Raw genomic sequence first — 23,490 nt, forward strand, 5'->3', positions numbered from 1 at the left:
AGATATGGCAAATAGCAAGATTCTTACAGCGGAGCAGGAAAAAACACTGCGTCAGCCGATTGAGGAATATGTCGGAAAAATACAAAAAGAGATTGATGAACTCAGAAAAGATGGTACGGCAAAAGTCATTATGTACCAGAGCAGGATCGAAAACGTAAAAAGAGATAAAACACTTTCCAAAGGGGAAAAAGATTCTGAGATTGCATCCTGCCAGAAGGAGCTTGAACAGGCAAAAGCGGTAGAGGCACAGAACAAAGACCAGATCGCAAAACTGATCGGGAAAGCAGAAAATTATCTCAAAAATAATTTTGACAAGTATTATAATGCAGTTAAGGCAAGTTGTATAGCGGAAAAGGAACAGGCACTGCAGGAGCATCAGCAGAAACTTGCAAAGATTGAAAAGGAACACAAAGAAACTCTGGCAAAGACTTCCGCCCAGGCCGAGGTCAAAGAAGAAAATTATGTATATAAGAACCGTGTTTCCAATGAAAAGATTGAACTGGAAAAAGAGTATCAGAGGATTAAAGACCGGAAGCATGATGCGTACAGTTACAAGTATCATCTGATTGATCTGCTCCGGTTGTCCAAATTCACATTTGCAGAAAATCAGGCACAGAAATGGGAAAATTATAAGTATACATTTAACCGGAGAACATTCCTTTTACAGAATGGACTCTACATCGCGATCATTCTTATTTTTGTTGCGTTATGTATCATAACTCCAATCAAAAAAGGAACGCCGCTTCTTACGTATAATAATATTTTAAATATTCTCCAGCAGGCATCGCCTAGAATGTTTTTAGCACTTGGAGTTGCAGGTCTGATCCTTCTTACAGGAACGGATCTTTCCGTTGGACGAATGGTTGGTATGGGAATGACAACCGCAACCATTATCATGCATCAGGGTGTAAATACAGGTGGTGTGTTCGGACACATCTTTGATTTTACGAAAGTACCGACACCGGCAAGAGTCATTCTTGCACTGGTAGCATGTATTGTATTATGTACGTTCTTTACAAGTATAGCCGGATTTTTTACAGCGAAATTCAAGATGCATCCGTTTATATCGACCATGGCAAACATGCTTGTCATTTTTGGTCTGGTAACTTATGCGACAAAAGGTGTTTCCTTCGGAGCGATCGAGCCGACCATTCCGAATATGGTAATTCCAAAAGTCAATGGATTCCCGACCATCATTCTCTGGGCAGTTGCAGCAATTGTCATTGTATGGTTTATCTGGAACAAAACAACCTTTGGTAAAAATCTTTATGCAGTCGGAGGAAATCCGGAGGCAGCAGCAGTTTCAGGTATCTCTGTATTTGCAGTAACACTTGGTGCATTTATTATGGCCGGTATCCTTTACGGATTCGGTTCCTGGCTTGAATGTACCCGAATGGTTGGATCTGGTTCCGCCGCTTATGGACAGGGCTGGGATATGGATGCCATTGCAGCCTGTGTTGTCGGTGGTGTATCATTTACCGGTGGTATTGGTAAGATTTCCGGTGTTGTTACCGGTGTATGTATCTTTACAGCATTAACATACTCCCTCACAATACTGGGTATTGATACAAACCTCCAGTTCGTATTCTCAGGTATTATCATCCTTGTTGCAGTAACACTGGATTGTCTGAAATACGTTCAGAAAAAATAAAACATATACTCTCCTCTATAATGAAAAAGCAGGGATGCCGGTGATGCATGAAACATGCAGGGCATCTCTGTTTTATGTTGGAAAGGTTTTACTTTATCTGGACAAATTGCTATAATAAATAAAATAACATGGGGGAAGAGGTATGTATACATTATTGCTGGTGGATGATGAAGAAGAAGTCATTGAAGCCATCGTTAAAAAAGTCAAATGGGAGGAACTCGGCTTTCAGGTTACCGGGCATGCAAACAACGGATTTAAAGCAATGGACATGCTTGAAGAAATGCAGCCGGATGTTGTTATGACGGACATCCGGATGCCGTATATGGACGGGCTGGAATTGTGTGCGCATATAAAAGCAAAGTATCCGGCAACAAAAATTCTGCTTTTTACCGGATTTGATGATTTTGAATATGCAAAAGAAGCCGTGCATCTTGAAATCGAGGAATATATTTTAAAGCCGCTCAATGCTGTGGAAATAACAGAAGTGTTTAAGCGTCTGAAAGAGAAACTGGACTATGAGATCAGTGAAAAAAGAAATACGGATCTTTTGAAAAAATATTATGCGGATTCCCTTCCGATGCTGCAGGCGAATTTGTATACAACGCTTATTGAAGGACGTATTCCGGAAGAGGAGATGCCGCATTATTTTAAGGATTACCAGATTGCTTTTACAGGCCCGTGGTATTGCTGCCTGATCATACACACATCGGCAAGTCAGGTTCCGGAGGGCATGGATATACGGCTGCTTTCGGTATCGGTAGACCGGCAGGCAGGGGAGAACCTCGGGGAAAAATGGAACGCGAAGCGTTTTCGCTATCTTGGGGATACCATTATGATTATGCAGTTAAAAAGTGAGGAAGAAATTTCAGAACTGACGGATGCCTGTGACCGTTTCTGTAAATATATCCATCATATTATGGGGGCAAAAGTAACCATAGGGATCGGTCAGGTATGTGGGCACATTGCAAAGATTGCAGCATCGTATCAAAGCGCCAGGGAAGCGGTTTCCTATCGTGTTTTATATGGAAGCAACCGGGCGATAAATTTAAAAGAGATTGTTCCACAGAGAAAAATCCAAAGGGATGCCGGAGAGAAAACAGAACTGTCCAATGTGTTCAAAAAGATCTGCCTTGGAGAAAATGAAGATATTGCAAATGCCATAGAAGTTTACATGCAGCATAATTTCCTTGACCTGAAATCATTGGAAAAATATCATGTGGCAGTTATGGAACTCATTGGCGAACTGTATCATTTTATGGTCAACAATGAAATGGATACCACAAAAATACCGGGAGGTATCGGTTCTTTGTATAATGAACTGTGTAATTTAGAACCGCAGGTTTTGCAGAAATGGCTTTTAAAATTCTGCTGTATGCTGCATGATGACATGGCAGATGCCCGGTATCATTCCAAGAAATCCCTGATCGGGAGGGCAAAAGAATATGTGCACGACAATTATCAGCAGGAAGATTTAGGGCTTGACGATATCTGTAAAGAACTGGGCGTGTCAAATTCTTATTTTTCAAGCATGTTCAAAAAAGAAACAGGGAATTCTTTTGTCGGATACCTGACGGAATACCGTATGGATAAGGCGGCACGCATGCTTGTGGAAACCGCGGAAAAAAGTTATATGATTGCAAAGAGTGTGGGATATTCCGATCCAAATTACTTCAGTTATGTGTTTAAAAGACAGTTTGGGGTATCCCCTTCAAAATACAGGACAGCATATGAAAAAAATGAAAAATAAACCGGGAGATATCCAGTCAACCATCATGGTTGCATTTTCTGTAATATCAACCTTAATTATGATTTGTATGGGCATGATGGTATATTGGAGATTTTCGGGGATCACACAGCAGAATATTGTGGATAATAACCGAAAGATGATGGATCAGACGGTGGATTCCATAGAAAATTATCTTGTGAATATGAGGCAGATATCGGATGCCGCATATTATGATGTTATAAAGGAAAACGATATCCGGGAACAGAACGAATCCATCCACAAAGGGTTAAATCTTTTATATGAGGCAAATAAAGAGAACTTAAGGAGCATTGCTATATATAATGGATACGGAAGCCTTATGGCAGCAGAGCCGGTTGTTGCCCAGAAAGAAGAACCGGATGTGACCAGACAGGGATGGTTTATGCAGGCAAAAACACGTATGGAGAATATCCATTTTTCCACACCCCATGTCCAGAATTTATTTGATGACGGTACCTGTCGGTATTACTGGGTGATTTCTTCCAGCCGTGTCGTGGAACTTACGAATGGGACAGATACACAGTTGGGAGTGCTGCTTGTGGATATGGACTATTCCGGGATTTCACGTATGATGGAACGGATCAATACGTCAGGAAAAGGACAGTATTTTTATCTGTGTGATGGTGAGGGAAATATTATTTATCATCCGCATCAGGCAAGAATTGACAATGGCATGAATACAGAAAGCAGCGTAAAGGCAGCTTCGTCCAAAGAAAAAATTTACGATGAATATTTGGGAAAAAACCACAGAAAAGTTATGGTGGGTGCAATCAGTTATACAGGATGGCGCCTGGTCTGTGTTATGCCGTATGAAATATTCACAAATAAGATGGCCGATGTAAAGCAGTTTGTCCTGCTTATTTTACTGCTTATGGCAATGATGCTTGTATTTGTAAACCGCATCATTTCCGTGCGGATATCGCGGCCGATTATGAAACTGGATCACTCGGTGCGTGAATATCAGGAAGGAAAAGAAGAAAAGATTGCAATCGGAGGCTCAACAGAGATCCGGCATCTGGGACAATCCATTCAGGAATCCTACCGGCAGAATTCCGAACTGATGAAAAAAGTCATATGGGAACAGAATGAAAGAAGAAAAAGCGAATTTGATGTGCTGCAAAGCCAGATCAACCCGCATTTTTTATACAATACATTAGACTCCATCACCTGGATGATAGAGAGCGGTAAAAATGAGGAAGCTGCCTTTATGATCACGCAGCTGGCAAAGCTTTTCCGGATCAGCCTTTCAAAAGGACATACGGTTATCCGCATAAGGGATGAACTGCAGCACGCGCAAAGTTATGTTAATATACAAAAAGTGCGGTATAAAAACAAGTTTGAAGTTGTATTTGATATCCGTCCGGATATTCTGGATGATTGTATCGTGAAACTTGTGCTGCAGCCGATCCTTGAAAATGCGATCAATTACGGCGTAAGGGAGATGGATGACTGCGGAAAAATCCTCATTCGCGGATGGAAAGAGCAAGAAAATATCTTTATGCAGGTATCGGATAACGGAATGGGGATTCCGGAAGAGGAGATTGACCTGTTATTAAAGGATACAAACCGTGTACATAAAAAGGGCTCCGGAGTCGGGCTTGTAAATGTAAATAACCGGCTCCGGTTATTGTTTGGAGAACCATACGGACTTCAGATAGAAAGTGAACTGGATGAGGGAACGACAGTGACAGTTATCATCCCAGAGATTGTTTACAGTGAGGAAAACTGCAGGAAATTTGAGGAACACCATATGCCGGAGGATTCTTAAAATGAAACATGGGAAAAAAACATTTGTGATAATAGAGGCAGTTCTGGGAATTCTCGTGATTCTGGTTCTCGGCTTTATCATCTATAAGCAAAACGGCCATGAACCGGAAACAATTGCGGTGATCATACCGGATGTGGATGAGAGCGAGTGGTCAGCGTTTAAATACGGACTGAAAATGGCAGCACGGGAATATGATACAGATGTTGTGATCATCAGTAAGGACAATATGGAAACCGCCAATGAGGAGATTGAGATTATGAATCAGGAAATTGCAAAAGGAGCAGATGCGGTGATCGTAAAACCGATTGCAAACCGGGATGGGCAGCAAAAGCTAAAACAGCTGGAAAAAAGTGTTCCTATAATGGCCGTGGGAGATACATTTCCCGAAGAACCGTCCGGATTGCATACAATAGAACCTGATCATTACCATATGGGTGCGGATCTTGCCCAAAAGCTTCTGGAAAATTACCGTGGAAATCTGATCGGGAAGAAGATTGGGATCTATTCGCAGTATGCCACTTCAGAAGCAGTGATAAAAAGAAAGAAGGGGATTTGTGATACATTAAAGGGGAGTGGCGCAGAAATTTTATGGTCTGTATCAAAAGAAAATGATTCGAAAGAGAAAATCAATTTACAGACGCAAAGAAGGGTGGATATCGTGATGGCTTTGGATAATGCAAGCTTTGTGGAAGCCGGGGAGGCGGCAAAGGATAATGACCTGTATGGGGCGGTACTCTATGGAATTGGAAATTCAACGGAGGCAGTTTATTATCTGGATGCAGGATGGGCACAATGTCTGGTTGCTCCGGATGAGTTTGACGCAGGCTATGAAAGTGTTGCAGAGCTTATTAAAAAACGACGTAATTTTTTCTATAAAATGAAAGACCGGCAGATTACGTATACCGTTCTCACACGGGAGAATCTTTTTTCGGAGGAGAACCGGAATCTGCTGTTTACAATCAGCCGGTAAAATCAGAGGTTATCATGGATAAAAGAAAAATAAAAAACGCTATGGCATTAATTGGTCTGATGGGAATTCTTTTGTATGGTGCATGTGGAAACGAAAAAAAGGAAATACCGAAACAGATTTATATTGGTGTCGCATGTTATGACCAGAGAGATACCTTCCTGGGGGAACTTCTGGAAAATTTTAAAAGGGAATGCAGGACACTGGAAAAAAGGGGATATGATATCAGTCTGACTATTATGGATGCTGCAAATTCGCAAAGAACGCAGGACGATCAGGTGCAGGAAATGATCGGTAATGGCTGTGATATTTTGTGCGTCAATCTGGCAGACCGGACGGACCCGTCGCAGATCATTACAGCCGCACAGGAGCACGATATCCCCATTATATTTTTTAATCGGGAACCTGTGGAAGAAGATCTGATGCAGTGGGATCAGTTATATTATGTCGGAGCAGAAGCAAAACAGTCCGGACAGATGCAGGGACAGCTTGCAGCAGCTTACATCAAAGAACATCCGGATGTGGACCGCAATCATGATGGGAAAATCCAGTATGTGATACTTGAGGGGGAAATGGGGCATCAGGATGCCATTATTAGAACGGAAAGCGTTGCGGAGAGCCTGAAAGAACAGGGGATTGCACTGGAAAAACTGAGTTATCAGATTGCAAACTGGAACCGTGTGCAGGCGCAGAACCGTATGATACAGCTGATCGGACAATATAACAACCGGATGGAAGTTGTTCTTGCTAATAATGATGCAATGGCACTCGGTGCTATGGATGCTTATGAAAAGCTCGGGTATACGGAAACAAACCGGCCGGTATTTTTTGGAATAGATGGGACAAAAGAAGGGCTTGAAGCGGTAAAAGACGGAACACTTGCAGCAACCGTATATAATGATAAAGAAGGGCAGGCAGCAGCAATGGCAAACCTTGCATTTTCGATTGCTACAGAGGATGAAAATAATCCAAATCCGTTTAAAAATTATAAATATATATATCGCGCATATCAGAAAGTTACAAAAGAAAATGTGCAGACATTTCTGGAGAAAGAAGAATAAGGTACGCGATCCCAAAAAAGGAGAAACAGACATGAATAACTGGGAAAGAATGAAAGCCGGCAGACTCTACAATGCCGACAGCAAAGATCTGGAAAAATACCATTCGTTTGGGATGGAAACCTGTGATAAATTCAACCGCACACCGCTGTGGATGAAGAAAAGAAAGCAGCGTCTGCTGGAAAAAATGATTCCATCCGTTCCTCTCCGATGAGCGTCTGCCGCAGCAGTATCCGGACGGTTTCCATGACCTTGAGTATGCAAAGCCGATCCGCATCGGAAGCGGAAGCTGGATCTGTTCGAGCGCGACGATCTGTGGCGGAGTGACCATCGGAAAAAACTGTATTGTAGCGGCAGGGGCAGTCGTAAACCGTGATGTTCCGGATAACTGCATCGTGGCAGGTGTTCCGGCGAAGGTATTGCGAAAGCTGGATGAGCAGGATCGGATGCAGGTGTGGGATACTTACATGAAAAACGAAGTGCCGTTGTCGGAGCGGGAAAGTGGGAGAAGTAGATCATGAATTCGTGGATGGATCTTGCAATGCGCGTACAGAGTATTGCGCAGGCAGGGATTGATGACCACACCTAATTCTCAGTGTGCATTAAATGCTCTTGCCATTGACAACCCTATTGAGTATGCCAGGTTGGCTTTGACGGGTGAGATGCAAGATTGGGTGAATGCGGAAGATAATCTAGAAGTATGGTAATTTTATGGGTGGATTGCTATGTATGGCAGTCCACCCATAAAATCTTTAGAAAAACATAAGTGGAATATAAGAATTGTGCGTGCTAAAATAAATAGTGAGAAAATTGAATTGGAGACCAGCTATGAGAAATCTAATGAAATTTAATAGATTCGTGATGCCCTTACTACTAATTATATTTTCTGCTTTGCTACATGGATGCACTTTGAATGAAAATGTTTCTTATAAAAGTGCTTATGCAGATAATAATTTAAGTGTAAAGAATGAGAACATTAACGGTGCCATTGTGAAAGTAAATGATAAATACATTTATCACGATGAAATTTTTCTGCAACAGTTTGGAAAAGTAGGTGTATCATATTCGGATATTGTTGAAAATAGCATAGATGAAATAGTGGCAACATCATATGCAGAAAAATTAGGAGTTTTTGTTTCTGAATCCGAAATTGATAATGCTATTTGCGAGTATGAAGCCATTAACAAAGAAGTCTATGATAAAGCTCTTAAAATCTATGGGGAAACGACTCTGAAACAAAAATTAAAAGATAGATTGTTGTTTGTAAGTACAAAAAACAAAGTGTTAGAACAAGAAGTGAAAATAGACGCCAATCTTATCGAATCTTTTAAAAGCCAGAAAGAGCTTCATGGAGAATTAGACAAATATTCAGACTCTGAGCTAATGAAACGGATGAACAAAGAGATAAAAGATTATGCATTTGGGTTATGGGTCAAGGAAAAGAGAAAGGAATCGAAAATTGAATACTTAAAGCTATATGATAAGTATAAAAAAGATTGTTTAGTATTTAATGATAATCAAATGTCGATGCCTAAAATAGATGCTAAAGAAGTAGCATTAGATGGAGATGAAGGGAAAGAAATTTTAGCATCCTTGTCAATATTTGAAAAATATAATCCAGTTTCTGTGTATGAAATTTTAGTAAAACCAAATAATAAAGACGATTATACAGAGCGTGCATATATAAAAGTCCATTTAGTAAATGAAGATAATAACGATAAGATTCTTGATGTTATTATCGCTGACAAGAACGAAACCGGCATTGATTATGGGTTAAAGGATTCAAAAATGTCGACATTATGTGGTGTTAATGTGAAATTATCTAAGTCTGAAAATTTAAATGTTGATGACAAGATAATAACAAGAGCTGTTTTTAAGCTTAACAAACATACTTATGTAATGGATGGCATCAATATTGAGCCTTTTGAATTTACAGAAATGGTTTCAGAATTACTCTCTAAATTAACTAATAAATAGAATATATAACTGAAAATTGAAATGAAAAGGCTATTTATCTGAAAAGGTATTTAGCCTTTTTCTTTGCCAAAAATATGAAAGGAGATGATTTTTATGAACAATAAAACAGAATTAGAAAAGGTAAAAGCAGAGATTGAAAGCAAGAAAGAAGAAAAAGAAAAATATGAAAAGCAATTATCTCAGCTTAAAAATCAAGAGAAGAAATTAAAGAAAATGGCAAGCCTTGAAGAAAGAAAAAAGCGAACCCACAGACTGATAGAACGAGGAGCAATATTAGAAAGTTTTATCGAGGGGGGGTTATCCACACATATGCAGGGATGGAACTTCGCCTGAAAATGTATGAAATTATGAAAAAGCAGGGACATGAAGAAGAAACCGGAAAGACAAAGATTACGTCCGGTTATAATCTTCCGGCAACATATATTCTTCACACCGTAGGACCGATCATACAGTGGGAGGTTACAGGAAAAGAGGAAGAATTGCTGGCAAGCTGCTACAGAGAATGTCTCAAGCTGGCGGCGGACACGGGAGCAGAGTCCGTAGCTTTTTGTTGTCTGTCAACGGGGGTGTTTCGTTTTCCACAGCAAAGGGCGGCAGAAATCGCTACCGAGACGGTAAAGAATTATATCAATGAGGACAGCAGAATAAAAAAAGTCATATTTAACGTATTCAAGGACGATGATCTGAGAATCTATCATGCACTAATTGGATAAATCGTGTTAGAATAAAATTGTCACGTAAGACAGAAAGGAAATTATTCTATGGAAAAGAAAACCGGTTACGATGCAGTTGTATTTGATATGGACGGTGTGATTTTTGATTCTGAGCGGGCTGTGATGCAGTGCTGGAAGGAGCTTGCAGATAAATACCAGATTCCAGATATTGAGAAAGCGGTGCTTTCCTGTACGGGGACGACGATGAAACGGACGCGGGAGATTATGCTGGAAATTTATGGGGAGGATTTTCCGTATGATATTTATGCGAAAGAGTCCTCTGCTATCTATCACAGCAGATACGATGGCGGCAGGCTCCCGATGAAGCCGGGGGTTGTGGAACTGCTCACCTTTTTAAAAGAAGATGGAAAGAAAATTGCGCTGGCATCTTCGACACGCAGACAGACCGTGACAAACCAATTAAAGGATGCTGGAATTTTGAATTTTTTTGACAATGTGATCTGCGGGGATATGGTGGAGCACAGCAAACCGGCACCGGACATTTTCTTAAAGGCCTGTGCAGAACTTGGGGTTGCACCGGAGCGCGCGTATGCGATTGAGGATTCCTACAATGGGATTCGTGCGGCACATGCAGGACATTTGCTTCCGATCATGGTTCCGGATCTGCTGCCTGCAAATGAAGAAATGCAGGAAAAAGCAGAGGTGGTGTTACCGGATCTATTCGAAGTGATCGCCTATTTGAAGGGAGAGGGAGCATGTTAACCGAGCAGTTTGATACATTTTTTTAGCTAGTCAATCATCATTTCCTCGCGCATAATAGCACCTAAGAGAACCAGATAGTCACCAAATTCATCGGAGGAACTGTCCGGTATCGCAGTAAATTTGGTCTGGCTGTTCTGCAAATGCTTTAAACGGGAAGTATGCCGGTGCAGCTGTTCTTCAGTTTCCTGTATTGCAAAAGTTTGTTATACTAAAGGAAATAAAAAAGAGGGAGATAAACATGAATAACTGGGAACGAATGAAAGCCGGCAGACTTTACAATGCCGACAGCAAAGATCTGGAACAATATCATAAATTTGGCATGGAAACCTGTGATAAATTCAACCGCACTCCGCTGTGGAGGAAAAAAAGAAAACAGCGTTTGTTAGAAAAACTGATTCCATCTGCAAAGGATGGAGGAGCAGCCATTTTTGCCCCATTTTACTGTGAATATGGTGTCAATATCCATTTTGGAAAAGGCTGTTTTGTCAACTATAAATGTACATTTCTGGACTGTGCGCCGATTACGCTGGAGGATGGTGTGTGGGTAGGCGCAAACGTGACGATTGCAACCCCGTGTCATCCGTTTCTTTCCGATGAGCGGCTGCCGCAGCAGTATCCGGATGGTTTTCATGACCTGGAGTATGCAAAGCCCATCCATATCGGAAGCGGAAGCTGGATTTGTTCGAGTGCAACGATCTGTGGCGGAGTGACCATCGGAAAGAACTGTATTGTGGCGGCAGGGGCAGTCGTAACCCGCGATGTTCCGGATAACTGTATTGTGGCAGGTGTTCCGGCAAAAGTTTTGCGCAAACTGGATGAGCAGGATCGGATGCAGGTGTGGGATACTTACATGAAAAATGAAGTTCCGATGTCGGAGAGGGAAAGAGGGAGAAAGTAATTGCAAGTGTGCACAAAGAATGCTACACTGATATCTATGAGGTGATGAAGGTATGGATATCGCAACAACAATGGCAGCAGTCAATTATTTCAATATGGTAAATACATGGAATATGCTGGCAATGCAGGATACTGAGCTGTTTACAGTGACAGAAAATGGGAAGGAAGACGAAATGATGAGTGGTTCAATTTTAGATACTTATATAGGAAAAGATTGTGCGGTAAGTTTATTTAATGATATGGGTGGTATCAAAGGAAAACTGATGGACGTGGATGCGCAGTGGGTGAAGATCGAGACACCGAAAAAGGGAACACAGTTTATCAACCGTAACATGATCCGCAGTGTTAATTTTGAAAATAAGTAGTAGTATTTCAGAAGCCATTTTCGCAGGAGAGAATGGCTTTTTTTTAAAGAGAAGGAGGACGGAAATGAAGAAAATCCAAGAGCATTTGGGACTTGTTTTTTTGATTATAATTGCCATTTTTGCAGTTGCAATCGGTGGATATTTTACGCTGCGAAAAGGCGTTTTTATTGGGGATGATTTTTATTACAAAGTCCGTGCAGATAAGTTTGTGCACAACACAGTCAACTATGTTGAACGAACAAAAGATGATACTTTTTTACTTGTGGCAGATGGAAAAAAACAGAATGTTTCCTATACCATGAAAGGGGATCAGGTCACGTTTTCATTTGCGGATGATACGATAAACGGCACATGGACGGGGGATCAGTTGCTCGCGGCAGATGGAAGCCCTGTGGGCTGGGATGAAATGCAGATTATAGCAGGGAATGAAAAGCCTGTCATCAGTGATGAAACATACAGCAATGCATTGGGACACATCCTTTACGGCAATCTGGAGTCGATTTCATTTTGGGGATTTACGGTATTGGGAGTCCTTATTTATGTGCTTGGAATCGTACAGATTTATTATCCGGATAAGGTATACTTTTTTCTGCGCAGATGGCAGTTTCAGAATGCGGAATTATCGGATGAAGGAAGAACTGTGACGGTCATTGGAGGTATGATTATCTGTATTATTGGAATCGGGGTGATGTCCGGGTTGATTTTGTATTTAATAAAGTAACTATTCTGAGGTGGTCTGAACCGTTATGATAAAAAATGAGAGGAATGTACAGAATGGTAAAAGCGTATTATCACCTTCCGGGCTTGTTTGAATTTTATGAACTATACCGCGTGTTTCTTCCGTTATATCGGGAGCACAGGGACTGGTTTTATGACTGGTGTGAAATCGGTTCGATCTATGGAGCTCCGGCAGATTGTATCTGGGGCGGCGGACGTGCCGGTTTTGGAGAGAATGATCCGAAAGAAGTTCTGGCACTGATGCAGGAGTATGGAATATCCGCGCGGCTGACCTTCAGCAACTCTCTTTTAAAAGAGAAGCATCTTTCTGACCGGAAATGCAATGCGCTCTGTGCTTTACTGGAAGAAAATAAAGATGTGCAAAACGGTGTGATTGTCCATTCGGATCTGCTGTTGGAATATCTGAAAAAACATTATCCGCACCTTTATTTTGTTTCGTCCACCACAAAAGTAATCACGGATTTTAAGCAGCTGGTAGAGGAAATACGACGTGAAGATTTCCGGTATGTTGTTCCTGATTTTCGCTTAAATAAAGCCTATGACCGATGGAAGACACTGTCTTGGCAAGAAAAAGACAAGGTGGAGTTTTTGTGCAATGAATGCTGCTGGTTTGGCTGTAAGGACAGGAAAGCCTGTTATGAAGCGGTCAGCCGCAAGAATCTTGGAGAAAATAGGGAACATCACTGTACGGCACCGGAATCTGAGCAGGGATATTGCTTTTCCAAAGCCATGCAAAATCCGGGATTTATTGGAATAGAGGCAATCCAAAATGTTTACTTTCCAATGGGATTTTCTAATTTTAAGATCGAGGGACGGGGACTTGGAAGTGCACTGATTTTAGAGTTTCTGCTATATTACATGACAAAGCCACAATATCAGCTGCATGTCCGGGAAGAAATTTATCTGGATAACATGCTGGATTTGTTTTGAAAAATGTGCTAAAATTACTTGTTATCTGGAACAAAGGAGAGATACAGGAGAATGAAAGTATTATTTACGATTCTAGTAACATTTTTTGCAGGTATGGGAGCCGGACTTGGAACCGGTTTTGCCGGGATGAGTGCGGCAGCGGTTATCAGCCCGATGCTTATCACATTTCTTGGGATGGAGCCGTATATGGCGGTCGGGATTGCGCTGTCTTCTGATGTACTTGCCAGTGCAGTGTCCGCGTATACATATGGTAAAAACAAAAATCTGGACATCCGGAATGGATTGATTATGATGGTGAGTGTTCTTGCATTTACGGTGGTAGGAAGTTATGTTTCAAGTCTGGTACCATCTGCCGCCATGGGAAATTTTTCCGTCTTTATGACGTTTCTGCTGGGAATTAAATTTATTGTCCGTCCTGTCATGACAACCAAAGAAGCAATGCAGGGGGTGTCGGCAAAAAAACGCGCCATACAGTCTGTGATCAGTGGCATCTGTATCGGATTTATCTGTGGATTTATCGGTGCCGGCGGAGGCATGATGATGCTTCTTATACTTACCACAGTGCTTGGATATGAACTAAAAATGGCTGTGGGAACCAGCGTATTTATTATGGCATTTACTGCATTTACAGGTGCAGTTTCACATTTTGCCATAGGTGGACAGCCGGATTGGATGGTATTTATTTTATGTGTGATATTTACCCTGATCTGGGCGAGAATTGCTGCGGTATTTGCAAATAAAGCCACACCGAAAACACTGAACCGTGTGACGGGTGTGATTCTTGTTATTCTTGGAATCGTAGTATTTTTATTTTCACTTTGGGGATAGAAGAAATGCCTGGATCAAAAAATGATGCAGGCACTTTTTTATTAAAAAATCAGTCCACCAAGGTAAGCAATGATGCAGCAGGCGATCGCAACCGGGAAAAGTCCGAGTCCTTTCCATGCCATAAAGATGCCGGCAATTAGAGCAAGTGCTCCTGCAAGCGGTGTGGCTGTGGCATCAATGATTGCCGGAAAGGTCATAACCGCAAGTGTGACATAAGGTACATAATACAGGAAAGAACGGATAAACCGGTTTTTGATCGGCTTGCGGATCAGCGTCAGCGGAAGCACGCGGATCAGATAACTAGTGATCGCTACGATTGCAATGTAGATATAAATATTTCCACTCATACATCTGCCCCCTGTTCTTTTTGTGCGTCAGCATTTTCCGGAGTGATCTCCGTCTGCGGAGGGAAACGCCATGCGGCGATTCCTGCGATGATCAGTGTCAGGATGATCGTGCGCGTTCCGCTGGAAATGTCACGGATAACCGGGAGACGGCTGCACAGGTAACTTGCTGCAAAACTGATGATGATCAACACCAGCACGACTTTGTCTTTTCTGGCAGGCGGGATGATGATTGCCAGAAACATACCAAACAAAGAAACGCTGAGTGCTTTTACGATATCGCCCGGCAGCAGATTGCCGGCGATGACACCGGCGGCAGTTCCGATAGACCAGCCCGGAAGTGCGACAAGAAACGCACCGTAACTGTAGTAGGGATTGAGATATCCGGGACGCCCGATGGCAATGCCGAACAGCTCGTCCGTCAGGTCAAATGCGACAAGAAACCGGTGGATCATAGGGGTATCCGGTGAAAACCGCTGGCTCATGGCACAACTCATCAGAAGATAGCGTGCATTGGCGATGATTGTCATCAGACACAGTTCAATATATGTGGCACCGGCACCGATCAGAGTAAATGCGATGTATTCGCCGGCCGATGCATTTTCCAGAAAGCTGGTCACGAACCCCTGAAGCGGAGTCAGACCAGCCTGTTTTGCAGAAATACCTAAAGAGAAAGAAACAGCGAGGTATCCAAGTCCGATGGGAATGCCATCGCGAAATCCTTCCCGGAAAGCTTTTGTATCCATAAAATCCCCTTTTGTAACTATCAGATAATGTAAAACCAGGATTCATCCTGTTCTTTGTGGTGAAGTGATTCATCATCACTGTGGTAGATCAGTTCCTGGTTGCGGACACTGACCTTGGTGCCTTTTTTAATGGACTGGGTAATAAATGAGTTACCACCTATTACAACCCCCTCCTCAATGACAGTTTCCCCACCGAGGATGGAAGCACCGGAGTAAATCGTTACATTGTCACCGATGGTCGGATGACGACGCACATCGCGCAGTTTCTGACCGCCTTTGGTGGAAAGGGCACCAAGTGTAACACCCTGATACAGTTTGACATGGCAGCCGATGATGGTTGTTTCACCGATTACGATGCCGGTTCCGTGGTCAATAAAGAAATATTTGCCGATGGTTGCACCCGGATGGATGTCGATACCGGTTTTGCTGTGTGCCTGTTCCGTCATCATACGCGGGATAAGCGGAACACCAAGCAGAAACAGCTCATGCGCCAGACGGTATACCGTGATGGCATAAAGTCCCGGATAAGAAAATACGATCTCGTCTTTGCTGCGTGCAGCAGGATCGCCATCGTAAGCGGCCTGCAGATCTGTCTCTAAGTATTCACGGACCTTTGGAATCCGCCGCATGAAAGAAACGGTTGCTTTCTGTGCAAACTGTTCCAGTTTTTCTTCCTCATTGTCCCCGAATTCTTTCGTATATTTTAAGACAACACAGATCTGTTTGTTCAGGTGGAACATTACATCTTCAATCATGGTAGACACACTGTGTTCAATATTGTAGATTTTGTGGGTTTTATCGCGGAAAAATCCCGGATAAACAATGGAAAACAGACTGTCAAGAATGTCCATAATTTCGGTTTTATCCGGCTGGTTGTAGATATCCATCTTATCAACTGCGCGTCCTTTTTTATAATCGTCAAGGATATCTGTCAGGATGGCCCCGACTTCGTTTTCAATGATATTTTTCATGAATTAATCGACTCCTTTTCTTTTCCTTTTATTTGTACAAGAATAATGGCGGCAAACATCAGTGCACATCCGGCAAGCTCACGACCGTTCAGCATCTGGTGCAGGATGAGAAAACCCGCCAGAAGCGAGAACACGGATTCCGTGCTCATTAGCAGAGAGGCTGTAGAGGCAGGAAGTCCCCGCTGTGCAAAAAACTGCAGAGTGTAGGCCACACCGTTGGAGAGTATGCCTGCATACAGGATCGGCAGCCATGCGGCAAGAATCAGGTGCATCCGTGGCTGTTCCAGTAAAAACATCGGGATCAGGGAACAGATGCCACAGGTGAAAAATTCGATGCATGCCAGTATGGCATTATCCGCGATCGGTGCATAGTGATCCACGGCAAGAATCTGCAGGGAAAATATGAGCGCACAGCAGAGTGTATACAGATCTCCGCGCTGCAGACGAAAGGAACCTTCGGTCATACATAAAAGATACAGTCCGCATACAGCAAGTGCTACAGAGATCCACACGCGGATACCGGTTTTCTTGTGAAAAAGTATACCGAGTACCGGAACAAGCACGATGTACATTGCTGTGATAAACCCGCTTTTTCCAACGGTCGTATACTGGATGCCGATCTGCTGCAGGTTGGAGGCGATACACAGCAGAACACCGCAGATGATGCCTCCGGGCAGTGCCTGTTTCCAGGAAGCGGATTTTTCCTCAGAAGTTCGGCCGGTTTTCTGCGCCCGGATAAAAATAAACGGAAGCAGTACGATCCCCCCGATCAGTGAGCGGGCAGCAGTAAAGGTAAAAGGCTGCACATAGTCCATTCCCACACTCTGTGCAACAAAGGCAAATCCCCAGATAGCTGCAGTCAGAAGCAGCAGAAGGGAATGCCGCAGGGTATTTTTTTTCATAAAATTTCCTCGTAATGTGTAATAAAAAGCCAGATGCGATTGGGATACATCAAAAATGTACCGCAGGGCACAGGTTTTCTACTTATTATAGAGTATTCAACGTATTTGTTCAAGTGCCAATAAATCCGGAAAACTTTTTGAAAATTTATTACCATGTCATTATGTAAGAGAAAAATCCCGGCATTGAGATTCAAGTAAAATTCAATCTTTCCATGGTACCGTAGAAAGAAAGGAAAATTATTCCTACAATACCTATTGACATGATAGGAATTAAGGGGTATGATAAACGAAAGTCAAGGGAGGCGGAAACATGAAGCGAAAATCATTTTCAATGGTAAAGAAAATAGCGGTACTGTCCATGGCGGCAATTCTGTTGATTGGATGTACCGGATGCGGAAGCAAAAAAAGTCATGTACGGACAATCACCAACGTCTCCTACGATCCGACAAGAGAATTTTATGAAGCATATAATCCGCTGTTTGAGAAATATTATAAGGAAAAAACGGGAAAAGAAGTGGATATTATTCAATCCCACGGAGGTTCCGGTGCACAGGCACGCTCTGTTGTGGAAGGATGCAATGCTGATGTTGTTACACTGGCACTGGAGCATGATATCACACTGATCGAGCAGACCGGACTGATTGAAAAAGGCTGGGAACAGGAATTTGCCGATGACAGTTCCCCATACACTTCGACGATTGTTTTCCTCGTCCGGAAAGGCAATCCGAAACAGATCAAAGACTGGGACGATCTGGTAAATAAAAAGGTCGAGATCATCACCCCGGACCCGAAGAGCAGTGGTGGTGCCTGCTGGAACTTTTTAGCGGCACTTTCCTATATAAAGGAGCAGACCGATGATGAGAAGGAACAGAAAGCATTTCTGCAGAAACTTTACTCGCAGGTTTCCGTCATGGATTCAGGAGCGCGCGGTTCCACAACCACGTTTGTGGAAAACCAGAAAGGGGATGTGCTGATCGCGTGGGAAAATGAGGCAATTACCACGATGAAAAGTTATCCGGATGAATATGAGATGATTACGCCGAGTGTCAGTATTCTGGCACAGCCGAGTGTGGCGATTGTGGATGACAATGCGGATGCCAACGGCACGCAGGAAGTCAGCAGGGAATATTTGAATTATCTGTACACCGATGATGCGCAGCGGCTGGCGGCAGAGTATGGTTACCGTCCGAGCAATGAATCAATTCTGAAGGAATTTTCCGACCGTTTTGACCTGAATGTGAAATTATATACGATCAAAGATTACGGCGGCTGGAAAGAAGCATATAAGAACTATTTTGACGATGGAGCAATGTTTGATGAAATCTACGGCAACGAATAAGACAAAAAAAGTACGTGTGATACCGGGGTATCACCTCACATTGGGAATTACAGTGACAATGCTTTCCCTGATTGTGCTGATCCCGCTGGCATCTGTGATGGTTTCCGCATTAAAACTGCGTCCGGCAGAGTTCTGGTCCCTGATCACGAAGTCGACCGTGCGGCATGCATTTGCGACCAGCATCGGATGTTCGTTTATTGCGGCACTTATAAACAGTGTGTTCGGTGTGATCATTGCCTGGGTGCTTGTAAGATATGAGTTTCCGGGAAAACGTATCCTCGATGGCTGTATTGAGCTTCCGTTTGCACTGCCGACTTCGGTAGCAGGTATCACACTTTCTAAAATGTATTCCGAAAACGGAATCCTCGGGGCTCCGCTTGCAAAACTTGGCATCAAAGTATCCTACACACATCTGGGACTGGTCATTGCACTGGTGTTTGTCGGAATTCCGTTTGTCATCCGTGCCGTGCAGCCGGTGCTTGAAAAACTCGACGGACAGTATGAGGAAGCGGCATTTATGCTTGGAGCCAACCGGTTTCAGACCTTCCGCAGAGTGCTTCTGCCGGAGATGATGCCCCCGGTTTTAACCGGATTTGGGCTTGCCTTTGCCAGAGGGATTGGTGAGTACGGAAGTGTCATTTACATATCCGGAAACAGTGCAAGGGAACATACGCAGGTGATCTCCTATGTGATCATGCAGAAGCTTGGGTATATTGATTATGCGAGTGCCACGGCAATCGCGCTGGTAATGTTGATTTTATCGTTTGTTTTACTGCTTGCTGTGAATATCGTACAGATGAAACAGGCAGCCAGAACCAACAATGTGTAAGTACAACGGGAAACCAGCCAGTTTGTTTTAAGAAAGGAAGTTCGTTTTTATGGAACAAAAGAAAAGTACGAAATACATCTTAATAGCCATCAGCGTTCTTTTCATATTTGTTATGCTGATTCTTCCCCTGTTTTCGATTCTCTTCAGTGCATTGAAAGAAGGATTTGCTTTTTATCTGCAGGCGGTCACAACCGAATATGTGCGTTCGGCTCTTTTGGTTACATTGCTTGCAACTGTGATCGCGGTAGTTGTCAATACGTTTTTCGGAATCATGGCGGCATGGCTTCTGACAAAGTTTTCTTTCCGTGGGAAACAGGTGCTTGCCACGCTGATCGATATCCCGTTTTCGATCTCTCCCGTCATTGTAGGTCTTGCCTTTTTGATGACCTTCGGACGACTCGGCTGGACGTATCCGGCAATCCGGGCGATCAACCAGTTTTTCGGAACAAACATCCGCATTACGTTTGCGTTACCGGGTGTGGTGCTTGCCACAATTTTTGTCACTTTCCCGTTTGTATCGCGTGAGATCATCCCGATCTTAAATGCACAGGGCAAAGACGAAGAAGAGGCTGCAGCATTGATGGGAGCCGGGGGATTTACGATTTTCCGGAAAATTACCCTTCCCCAGATGAAATGGGGACTGATCTATGGTATCATTTTATGTACGGCGCGTGCGTTAGGCGAGTTTGGAGCAGTCAATGCACTCTCAAAGACCAGAGGGCAGACATTTACCCTGCCGCTGGAGATTGATGCCTTATATATGTCGGGGACGGATACTTCCATCACCTCCGCATTTGCAGTATCTTCCATTCTGGTCATTATTGCGGTGATCGTGCTGATACTCAGAAACATTTTTGAATACAGAAGCAAAAACAGTAAAGGGATACAGTAAGGAGTCAGGCTATGTACGTGGAAATGAGAGATATTTGTAAAAATTACGGAAACTTCCGGGCTTCCGACCATGTCAGCTTTGGCATTGAAAAAGGAAAATTAGTCGCACTGCTTGGACCTTCCGGAAGCGGAAAGACCACACTGCTTCGCATGATCGCGGGGCTTGAGACACCAAACAGCGGCGATATCTATATTGACGGGCAGCGTGTCAACGATGTGCCGGCGGCAAAACGAGGCATCGGTTTTGTCTTTCAGAACTATGCATTGTTTCGTTATATGACCGTCTACGACAACGTAGCTTTTGGTCTCGAACTTGCCAAGGTGCCGAAAAAAGAAATCAAAAAGCGCGTGACCGAACTGTTGGAACTGACCGGATTAAGCGGAATGGAAAAGCGTTATCCGAACCAGTTGTCCGGCGGGCAGCGTCAGCGAGTGGCATTTGCCCGCGCATTGGCACCGAATCCGCAGGTACTTCTTCTCGATGAGCCGTTTGCGGCAATCGATGCAAAAGTCCGCACCGAACTTCGCAACTGGCTTCGCGAGATGGTTGTAAAGCTTGGCATTACAAGCATTTTTGTCACCCATGATCAGGATGAAGCCGTCGAGGTGGCCGATGAGATTATCATCACAAACCATGGACATATCGAGCAGATGGGAACGCCGATGGAAATTTATAAATCACCGGACACCCCGTTCGTGGCACAGTTTATCGGCCGTTCCTCGATCGTAGAGCATTATGAGCGTCTGCTTGGATTTGATCCGGTCGAGGGCGCAACCCACGCAGTTATCCGTCCGGAATTTGTCCGCATGTCCAGAAGCGAGCCACCACAGCATATGAGTGCCGCCGAGCGTGGAATCGTAAAAGATGTGATATTCCGAGGAAATCATCTGGATGTTGTCGTTGATGTGGGAGGCATCCCGATCGTCACCGAGCGCTCACTTGAAAAAGATCCGGTTGAAATTGGAGAACAGGTATATGTCTTAATTTACCGCCTGTATATATTTGATGAAAACCAGACCTATCTTGTAGAAAATAAGGAAATGCAGGAAGGTGAGGTCTTCTACATTTAATCACAAGGAAGGATTACTTATGAAAATCGAGGGAAAAAAAATACTCCATACGGATGTCCTCATCATCGGCGGCGGCACAGCAGGCTGCTACGCGGCAATGACCATCCGTGAACAATCCGATTATTCCATAATCATAGCAGAAAAAGCCAACATCAGGCGCAGCGGCTGTCTGGCAGCCGGAGTCAACGCGCTCAATGCCTATATCACCAAAGGTCATGTTCCGCAGGATTACGTGGACTACGCCACAAAAGATGCCGACGGCATCGTCCGGCCGGATCTGCTTTTGACCATGTCCGAAGGACTCAACCGTGTGACCGCCAAAATGGAACAGCTTGGTCTGGTCATCTTAAAAGACGAAAACGGCGAGTATGTGGCAAGAGGAAACCGCAATATCAAGATCAACGGCGAAAACTTCAAGCCGCTTCTTGCAGATGCTGTCAGCAAATTAGACGATGTGACCGTCATCAACCAGTTAAACATTACCGATTATCTGGTAAACAATAATAAGATCGAAGGAGCCGTCGGTTTTTCCATTGCAGACGGTACGGCCTACGAGATCCGCGCAAAAAAAGTGCTGATCGCAACCGGAGGAGCCGCAGGACTTTACCGCCCGAACAATCCGGGTTTTTCCCGTCATAAAATGTGGTATCCGCCGTTTAACACCGGTGCCGGATATGCCATGGGAATGGAAGCCGGAGCCGAGATGACCACATTTGAGATGCGCTTTATCGCCCTGCGCTGTAAAGATACGATCGCTCCGACCGGAACGATTGCACAGGGTGTCGGAGCAAAGCAGATCAACGCACACGGAGAAGTGTATGAGACAAAATACGGTCTGACTACTTCCCAGCGTGTGTACGGAACTGTTGAAGAAAATGTACAGGGACGCGGACCATGTTATCTTCGCACCGAGGGCATCTCCGCAGAGCAGGATGAATCGCTCTTAAAAGCATACTTAAACATGGCACCGGGACAGACCCTCAAGTGGGTGGAATCCGGGAAAAATCCAAGTGAGCAGAACGTGGAAATTGAGGGAACTGAGCCGTACATCGTAGGTGGTCATACCGCCAGTGGTTACTGGGTAGATACCGAACGCGAGACAACGATCCACGGACTCTATGCTGCCGGAGATGTGGCAGGCGGCTGTCCACAGAAATATGTAACCGGCGCACTGGTGGAGGGCGAGATCGCAGCCCATTCCATCGTGCAGAAATTAAACGAAGAACAGGTGGCAGATACGGCGGCTTCTGATGAAGAAGCGGTTCTTGAAAATAAAATTGCCGAGTATGATGCATTTCTCACAAAGCAGGACCCGGCATTTACCGTTGAGGAACTCGAGGAAGCCATGCAGAAAGTCATGGACCAGTATGCAGGCGGAATCGGAACCCATTACCAGTTCAACGAAAAGCAGCTTGCCATGGCGGAAGAAAAAATAAAGAAACTGCAGATCCTTGCAAAAGGACTTGCGGCAGCCGATATGCATGAACTGATGTTTATCTATGAGCTGAAAGAACGGCTGACCGTGTGCTTGACTGTGATCGCACATCTGCGTGCACGCAAGGAGACACGCTGGCACAGTTTCGCGGAGAATCTGGATTATCCGGAGAAGAGTGATGCATGGCTCTGCTATGTAAACTCGAAAAAGAACGGGGACCAGATTACGATGATCCGCAGAGATCTGGTGAAAGGAGGAGAAACCTATGAGCATCGCGATTGATTCCATGAAATGCAGGGCATGTGGAAAATGTCTGGATGTCTGTCCGGGAAGCCTGATCGTGCGCGGCGAAGACAAAAAAGCCGTGATCCGGTATCCGAAGGACTGCTGGGGATGCGCCTCCTGTATCAAGGAGTGTCCGTTTGAGGCAATTTCCTATTACCTGGGTGCCGACATCGGCGGCATGGGAAGCCAGATGACCGTTCATACGGAAGGAGATCTGTTACACTGGCGAATTAAAAAAACAGATGGTACAATAGAAACAATTGTTGTGAATAAAAAGGATTCGAATAAATATTAAGG

Annotated in this window: 27 protein-coding genes and 1 pseudogene; 23 read left to right on the forward strand and 5 right to left on the reverse strand. The window is 43.9% G+C overall.

Going from position 1 to position 23,490, the window contains the following annotated elements; all coding sequences use genetic code 11:
* Positions 1–4: 4 nt before the first annotated feature.
* The 12 genes and pseudogenes from M72_RS03765 (at position 5) to M72_RS03820 (ending at position 10,622) form a co-directional block, all read left to right on the forward strand.
* Positions 5–1,651, forward strand: coding sequence for an ABC transporter permease subunit (locus M72_RS03765; protein WP_055067247.1), 1,647 nt, complete (start codon positions 5–7; stop codon positions 1,649–1,651).
* A 142-nt stretch (positions 1,652–1,793) separates the two neighbouring features.
* Positions 1,794–3,398 carry a response regulator gene (locus tag M72_RS03770; protein ID WP_055067248.1) on the forward strand — a complete coding sequence of 535 codons (1,605 nt, stop codon included), beginning with the start codon at positions 1,794–1,796 and terminating at the stop codon, positions 3,396–3,398.
* Positions 3,379–5,184 (forward strand): cache domain-containing sensor histidine kinase, encoded by a 1,806-nt coding sequence (locus M72_RS03775; RefSeq protein ID WP_082413759.1) that lies wholly within the window; start codon positions 3,379–3,381, stop codon positions 5,182–5,184. Before M72_RS03770 ends, M72_RS03775 begins: the two co-directional genes overlap by 20 nt.
* 1 nt (position 5,185) lies before the next feature.
* Entirely contained in the window at positions 5,186–6,154 is a 969-nt protein-coding gene (locus M72_RS03780) for a sugar ABC transporter substrate-binding protein (RefSeq protein WP_055067250.1), read from the forward strand.
* A gap of 14 nt (positions 6,155–6,168) precedes the next feature.
* The gene (locus tag M72_RS03785; RefSeq protein ID WP_055067251.1) at positions 6,169–7,212 is read left to right on the forward strand and encodes a galactose ABC transporter substrate-binding protein; all 1,044 of its coding nucleotides are present in this window, start codon (positions 6,169–6,171) and stop codon (positions 7,210–7,212) included.
* A gap of 31 nt (positions 7,213–7,243) precedes the next feature.
* A complete protein-coding gene (locus M72_RS17045) occupies positions 7,244–7,423 on the forward strand; it encodes a maltose acetyltransferase domain-containing protein (protein WP_055067252.1) in 180 nt (59 codons plus the stop codon).
* A gap of 61 nt (positions 7,424–7,484) precedes the next feature.
* Entirely contained in the window at positions 7,485–7,730 is a 246-nt protein-coding gene (locus M72_RS03795; protein WP_330378121.1) for an acyltransferase, read from the forward strand.
* Positions 7,731–7,781: 51 nt separating this feature from the next.
* Positions 7,782–7,916 (forward strand): annotated as a pseudogene (locus M72_RS17530) (DUF6061 family protein); the annotation flags it as partial.
* Positions 7,917–8,037: 121 nt separating this feature from the next.
* On the forward strand, positions 8,038–9,186 hold the full coding sequence (locus M72_RS03805; protein WP_055067255.1) for a hypothetical protein: 1,149 nt from the start codon (positions 8,038–8,040) through the stop codon (positions 9,184–9,186).
* A gap of 84 nt (positions 9,187–9,270) precedes the next feature.
* Complete coding sequence (locus M72_RS03810) at positions 9,271–9,519, forward strand: DUF3847 domain-containing protein (protein ID WP_206541800.1); 249 nt, start codon at positions 9,271–9,273, stop codon at positions 9,517–9,519.
* Positions 9,520–9,533: 14 nt separating this feature from the next.
* Positions 9,534–9,899 carry a macro domain-containing protein gene (locus tag M72_RS03815; protein WP_261291786.1) on the forward strand — a complete coding sequence of 122 codons (366 nt, stop codon included), beginning with the start codon at positions 9,534–9,536 and terminating at the stop codon, positions 9,897–9,899.
* Between the two features lie 48 nt (positions 9,900–9,947).
* Complete coding sequence (locus tag M72_RS03820) at positions 9,948–10,622, forward strand: HAD family hydrolase (RefSeq protein WP_022045928.1); 675 nt, start codon at positions 9,948–9,950, stop codon at positions 10,620–10,622.
* Positions 10,623–10,648: 26 nt separating this feature from the next.
* Here the strand turns inward: M72_RS03820 and M72_RS16255 are convergent, their stop codons facing one another.
* On the reverse strand, positions 10,649–10,813 hold the full coding sequence (locus M72_RS16255; protein WP_082413763.1) for a hypothetical protein: 165 nt from the start codon (positions 10,811–10,813) through the stop codon (positions 10,649–10,651).
* Positions 10,814–10,860: 47 nt separating this feature from the next.
* On the opposite strand from M72_RS16255, the gene M72_RS03825 reads away from it, so the two are divergent.
* The 5 genes from M72_RS03825 (at position 10,861) to M72_RS03845 (ending at position 14,380) form a co-directional block, all read left to right on the forward strand.
* On the forward strand, positions 10,861–11,520 hold the full coding sequence (locus tag M72_RS03825; RefSeq protein WP_055067257.1) for a sugar O-acetyltransferase: 660 nt from the start codon (positions 10,861–10,863) through the stop codon (positions 11,518–11,520).
* A gap of 52 nt (positions 11,521–11,572) precedes the next feature.
* Complete coding sequence (locus M72_RS03830) at positions 11,573–11,884, forward strand: LSm family protein (RefSeq protein ID WP_022045930.1); 312 nt, start codon at positions 11,573–11,575, stop codon at positions 11,882–11,884.
* Between the two features lie 64 nt (positions 11,885–11,948).
* The gene (locus tag M72_RS03835) at positions 11,949–12,605 is read left to right on the forward strand and encodes a DUF6199 family natural product biosynthesis protein (RefSeq protein WP_022045931.1); all 657 of its coding nucleotides are present in this window, start codon (positions 11,949–11,951) and stop codon (positions 12,603–12,605) included.
* Positions 12,606–12,649: 44 nt separating this feature from the next.
* Positions 12,650–13,552 carry a hypothetical protein gene (locus M72_RS03840; protein WP_055067258.1) on the forward strand — a complete coding sequence of 301 codons (903 nt, stop codon included), beginning with the start codon at positions 12,650–12,652 and terminating at the stop codon, positions 13,550–13,552.
* Positions 13,553–13,603: 51 nt separating this feature from the next.
* Entirely contained in the window at positions 13,604–14,380 is a 777-nt protein-coding gene (locus M72_RS03845) for a sulfite exporter TauE/SafE family protein (protein WP_055067259.1), read from the forward strand.
* Between the two features lie 41 nt (positions 14,381–14,421).
* Here the strand turns inward: M72_RS03845 and M72_RS03850 are convergent, their stop codons facing one another.
* From M72_RS03850 to M72_RS03865, 4 genes are read right to left on the reverse strand one after another with little or no spacing between them, the layout of a single operon-like run.
* Positions 14,422–14,727, reverse strand: coding sequence for an AzlD domain-containing protein (locus tag M72_RS03850; protein ID WP_022045622.1), 306 nt, complete (start codon positions 14,725–14,727; stop codon positions 14,422–14,424).
* The gene (locus M72_RS03855) at positions 14,724–15,470 is read right to left on the reverse strand and encodes an AzlC family ABC transporter permease (protein ID WP_055067260.1); all 747 of its coding nucleotides are present in this window, start codon (positions 15,468–15,470) and stop codon (positions 14,724–14,726) included. Before M72_RS03855 ends, M72_RS03850 begins: the two co-directional genes overlap by 4 nt.
* Before the next feature lie 20 nt (positions 15,471–15,490).
* Positions 15,491–16,441, reverse strand: a complete 951-nt coding sequence (locus tag M72_RS03860; protein WP_055067261.1) for a serine O-acetyltransferase — start codon at positions 16,439–16,441, stop codon at positions 15,491–15,493.
* Complete coding sequence (locus M72_RS03865; RefSeq protein WP_055067262.1) at positions 16,438–17,343, reverse strand: DMT family transporter; 906 nt, start codon at positions 17,341–17,343, stop codon at positions 16,438–16,440. The genes M72_RS03860 and M72_RS03865 overlap by 4 nt, the downstream gene beginning before the upstream one ends.
* 331 nt (positions 17,344–17,674) lie before the next feature.
* On the opposite strand from M72_RS03865, the gene M72_RS03870 reads away from it, so the two are divergent.
* The 6 genes from M72_RS03870 to M72_RS03895 are packed head-to-tail and all read left to right on the forward strand — an operon-like array spanning position 17,675 to position 23,488.
* Entirely contained in the window at positions 17,675–18,682 is a 1,008-nt protein-coding gene (locus M72_RS03870) for a sulfate ABC transporter substrate-binding protein (protein ID WP_055067288.1), read from the forward strand.
* Positions 18,660–19,511 (forward strand): sulfate ABC transporter permease subunit CysT, encoded by an 852-nt coding sequence (gene cysT, locus M72_RS03875; RefSeq protein ID WP_055067263.1) that lies wholly within the window; start codon positions 18,660–18,662, stop codon positions 19,509–19,511. The genes M72_RS03870 and cysT overlap by 23 nt, the downstream gene beginning before the upstream one ends.
* Before the next feature lie 49 nt (positions 19,512–19,560).
* The gene (locus M72_RS03880) at positions 19,561–20,403 is read left to right on the forward strand and encodes a sulfate ABC transporter permease (RefSeq protein ID WP_022046730.1); all 843 of its coding nucleotides are present in this window, start codon (positions 19,561–19,563) and stop codon (positions 20,401–20,403) included.
* A gap of 11 nt (positions 20,404–20,414) precedes the next feature.
* Positions 20,415–21,473: an ABC transporter ATP-binding protein gene (locus tag M72_RS03885; RefSeq protein ID WP_022046731.1), complete on the forward strand. Its 1,059-nt coding sequence runs from the start codon at positions 20,415–20,417 to the stop codon at positions 21,471–21,473.
* A gap of 19 nt (positions 21,474–21,492) precedes the next feature.
* Positions 21,493–23,190 carry an adenylyl-sulfate reductase subunit alpha gene (locus M72_RS03890; RefSeq protein WP_055067264.1) on the forward strand — a complete coding sequence of 566 codons (1,698 nt, stop codon included), beginning with the start codon at positions 21,493–21,495 and terminating at the stop codon, positions 23,188–23,190.
* Positions 23,174–23,488, forward strand: coding sequence for a 4Fe-4S dicluster domain-containing protein (locus M72_RS03895; protein WP_022046733.1), 315 nt, complete (start codon positions 23,174–23,176; stop codon positions 23,486–23,488). The genes M72_RS03890 and M72_RS03895 overlap by 17 nt, the downstream gene beginning before the upstream one ends.
* The last annotated feature ends 2 nt before the right edge of the window (positions 23,489–23,490 follow it).

The organism is Roseburia faecis (assembly GCF_001406815.1).
GTDB lineage: Bacteria > Bacillota > Clostridia > Lachnospirales > Lachnospiraceae > Roseburia > Roseburia faecis.

Bases quoted from the DNA above. Each gene is read 5' to 3' on its own strand.
- M72_RS03765 (WP_055067247.1), top strand. From the start codon at position 5: ATGGCAAATAGCAAGATTCTTACAGCGGAGCAGGAAAAAACACTGCGT.
- M72_RS03780 (WP_055067250.1), top strand. From the start codon at position 5,186: ATGAAACATGGGAAAAAAACATTTGTGATAATAGAGGCAGTTCTGGGA.
- M72_RS03815 (WP_261291786.1), top strand. From the start codon at position 9,534: ATGAAAAAGCAGGGACATGAAGAAGAAACCGGAAAGACAAAGATTACG.
- M72_RS03860 (WP_055067261.1), bottom strand. From the start codon at position 16,441: ATGAAAAATATCATTGAAAACGAAGTCGGGGCCATCCTGACAGATATC.
- M72_RS03895 (WP_022046733.1), top strand. From the start codon at position 23,174: ATGAGCATCGCGATTGATTCCATGAAATGCAGGGCATGTGGAAAATGT.
- M72_RS03870 (WP_055067288.1), top strand. From the start codon at position 17,675: ATGGTAAAGAAAATAGCGGTACTGTCCATGGCGGCAATTCTGTTGATT.
- M72_RS03845 (WP_055067259.1), top strand. From the start codon at position 13,604: ATGAAAGTATTATTTACGATTCTAGTAACATTTTTTGCAGGTATGGGA.
- M72_RS03880 (WP_022046730.1), top strand. From the start codon at position 19,561: ATGGAACAAAAGAAAAGTACGAAATACATCTTAATAGCCATCAGCGTT.
- M72_RS03775 (WP_082413759.1), top strand. From the start codon at position 3,379: ATGAAAAAAATGAAAAATAAACCGGGAGATATCCAGTCAACCATCATG.
- M72_RS17045 (WP_055067252.1), top strand. From the start codon at position 7,244: ATGAATAACTGGGAAAGAATGAAAGCCGGCAGACTCTACAATGCCGAC.
- M72_RS03865 (WP_055067262.1), bottom strand. From the start codon at position 17,343: ATGAAAAAAAATACCCTGCGGCATTCCCTTCTGCTGCTTCTGACTGCA.
- M72_RS03835 (WP_022045931.1), top strand. From the start codon at position 11,949: ATGAAGAAAATCCAAGAGCATTTGGGACTTGTTTTTTTGATTATAATT.
- M72_RS03810 (WP_206541800.1), top strand. From the start codon at position 9,271: ATGATTTTTATGAACAATAAAACAGAATTAGAAAAGGTAAAAGCAGAG.
- M72_RS03850 (WP_022045622.1), bottom strand. From the start codon at position 14,727: ATGAGTGGAAATATTTATATCTACATTGCAATCGTAGCGATCACTAGT.
- M72_RS03855 (WP_055067260.1), bottom strand. From the start codon at position 15,470: ATGGATACAAAAGCTTTCCGGGAAGGATTTCGCGATGGCATTCCCATC.
- M72_RS03820 (WP_022045928.1), top strand. From the start codon at position 9,948: ATGGAAAAGAAAACCGGTTACGATGCAGTTGTATTTGATATGGACGGT.
- cysT (WP_055067263.1), top strand. From the start codon at position 18,660: ATGAAATCTACGGCAACGAATAAGACAAAAAAAGTACGTGTGATACCG.
- M72_RS03885 (WP_022046731.1), top strand. From the start codon at position 20,415: ATGTACGTGGAAATGAGAGATATTTGTAAAAATTACGGAAACTTCCGG.
- M72_RS03890 (WP_055067264.1), top strand. From the start codon at position 21,493: ATGAAAATCGAGGGAAAAAAAATACTCCATACGGATGTCCTCATCATC.
- M72_RS03830 (WP_022045930.1), top strand. From the start codon at position 11,573: ATGGATATCGCAACAACAATGGCAGCAGTCAATTATTTCAATATGGTA.
- M72_RS03785 (WP_055067251.1), top strand. From the start codon at position 6,169: ATGGATAAAAGAAAAATAAAAAACGCTATGGCATTAATTGGTCTGATG.
- M72_RS03825 (WP_055067257.1), top strand. From the start codon at position 10,861: ATGAATAACTGGGAACGAATGAAAGCCGGCAGACTTTACAATGCCGAC.
- M72_RS03770 (WP_055067248.1), top strand. From the start codon at position 1,794: ATGTATACATTATTGCTGGTGGATGATGAAGAAGAAGTCATTGAAGCC.
- M72_RS03840 (WP_055067258.1), top strand. From the start codon at position 12,650: ATGTACAGAATGGTAAAAGCGTATTATCACCTTCCGGGCTTGTTTGAA.
- M72_RS03805 (WP_055067255.1), top strand. From the start codon at position 8,038: ATGAGAAATCTAATGAAATTTAATAGATTCGTGATGCCCTTACTACTA.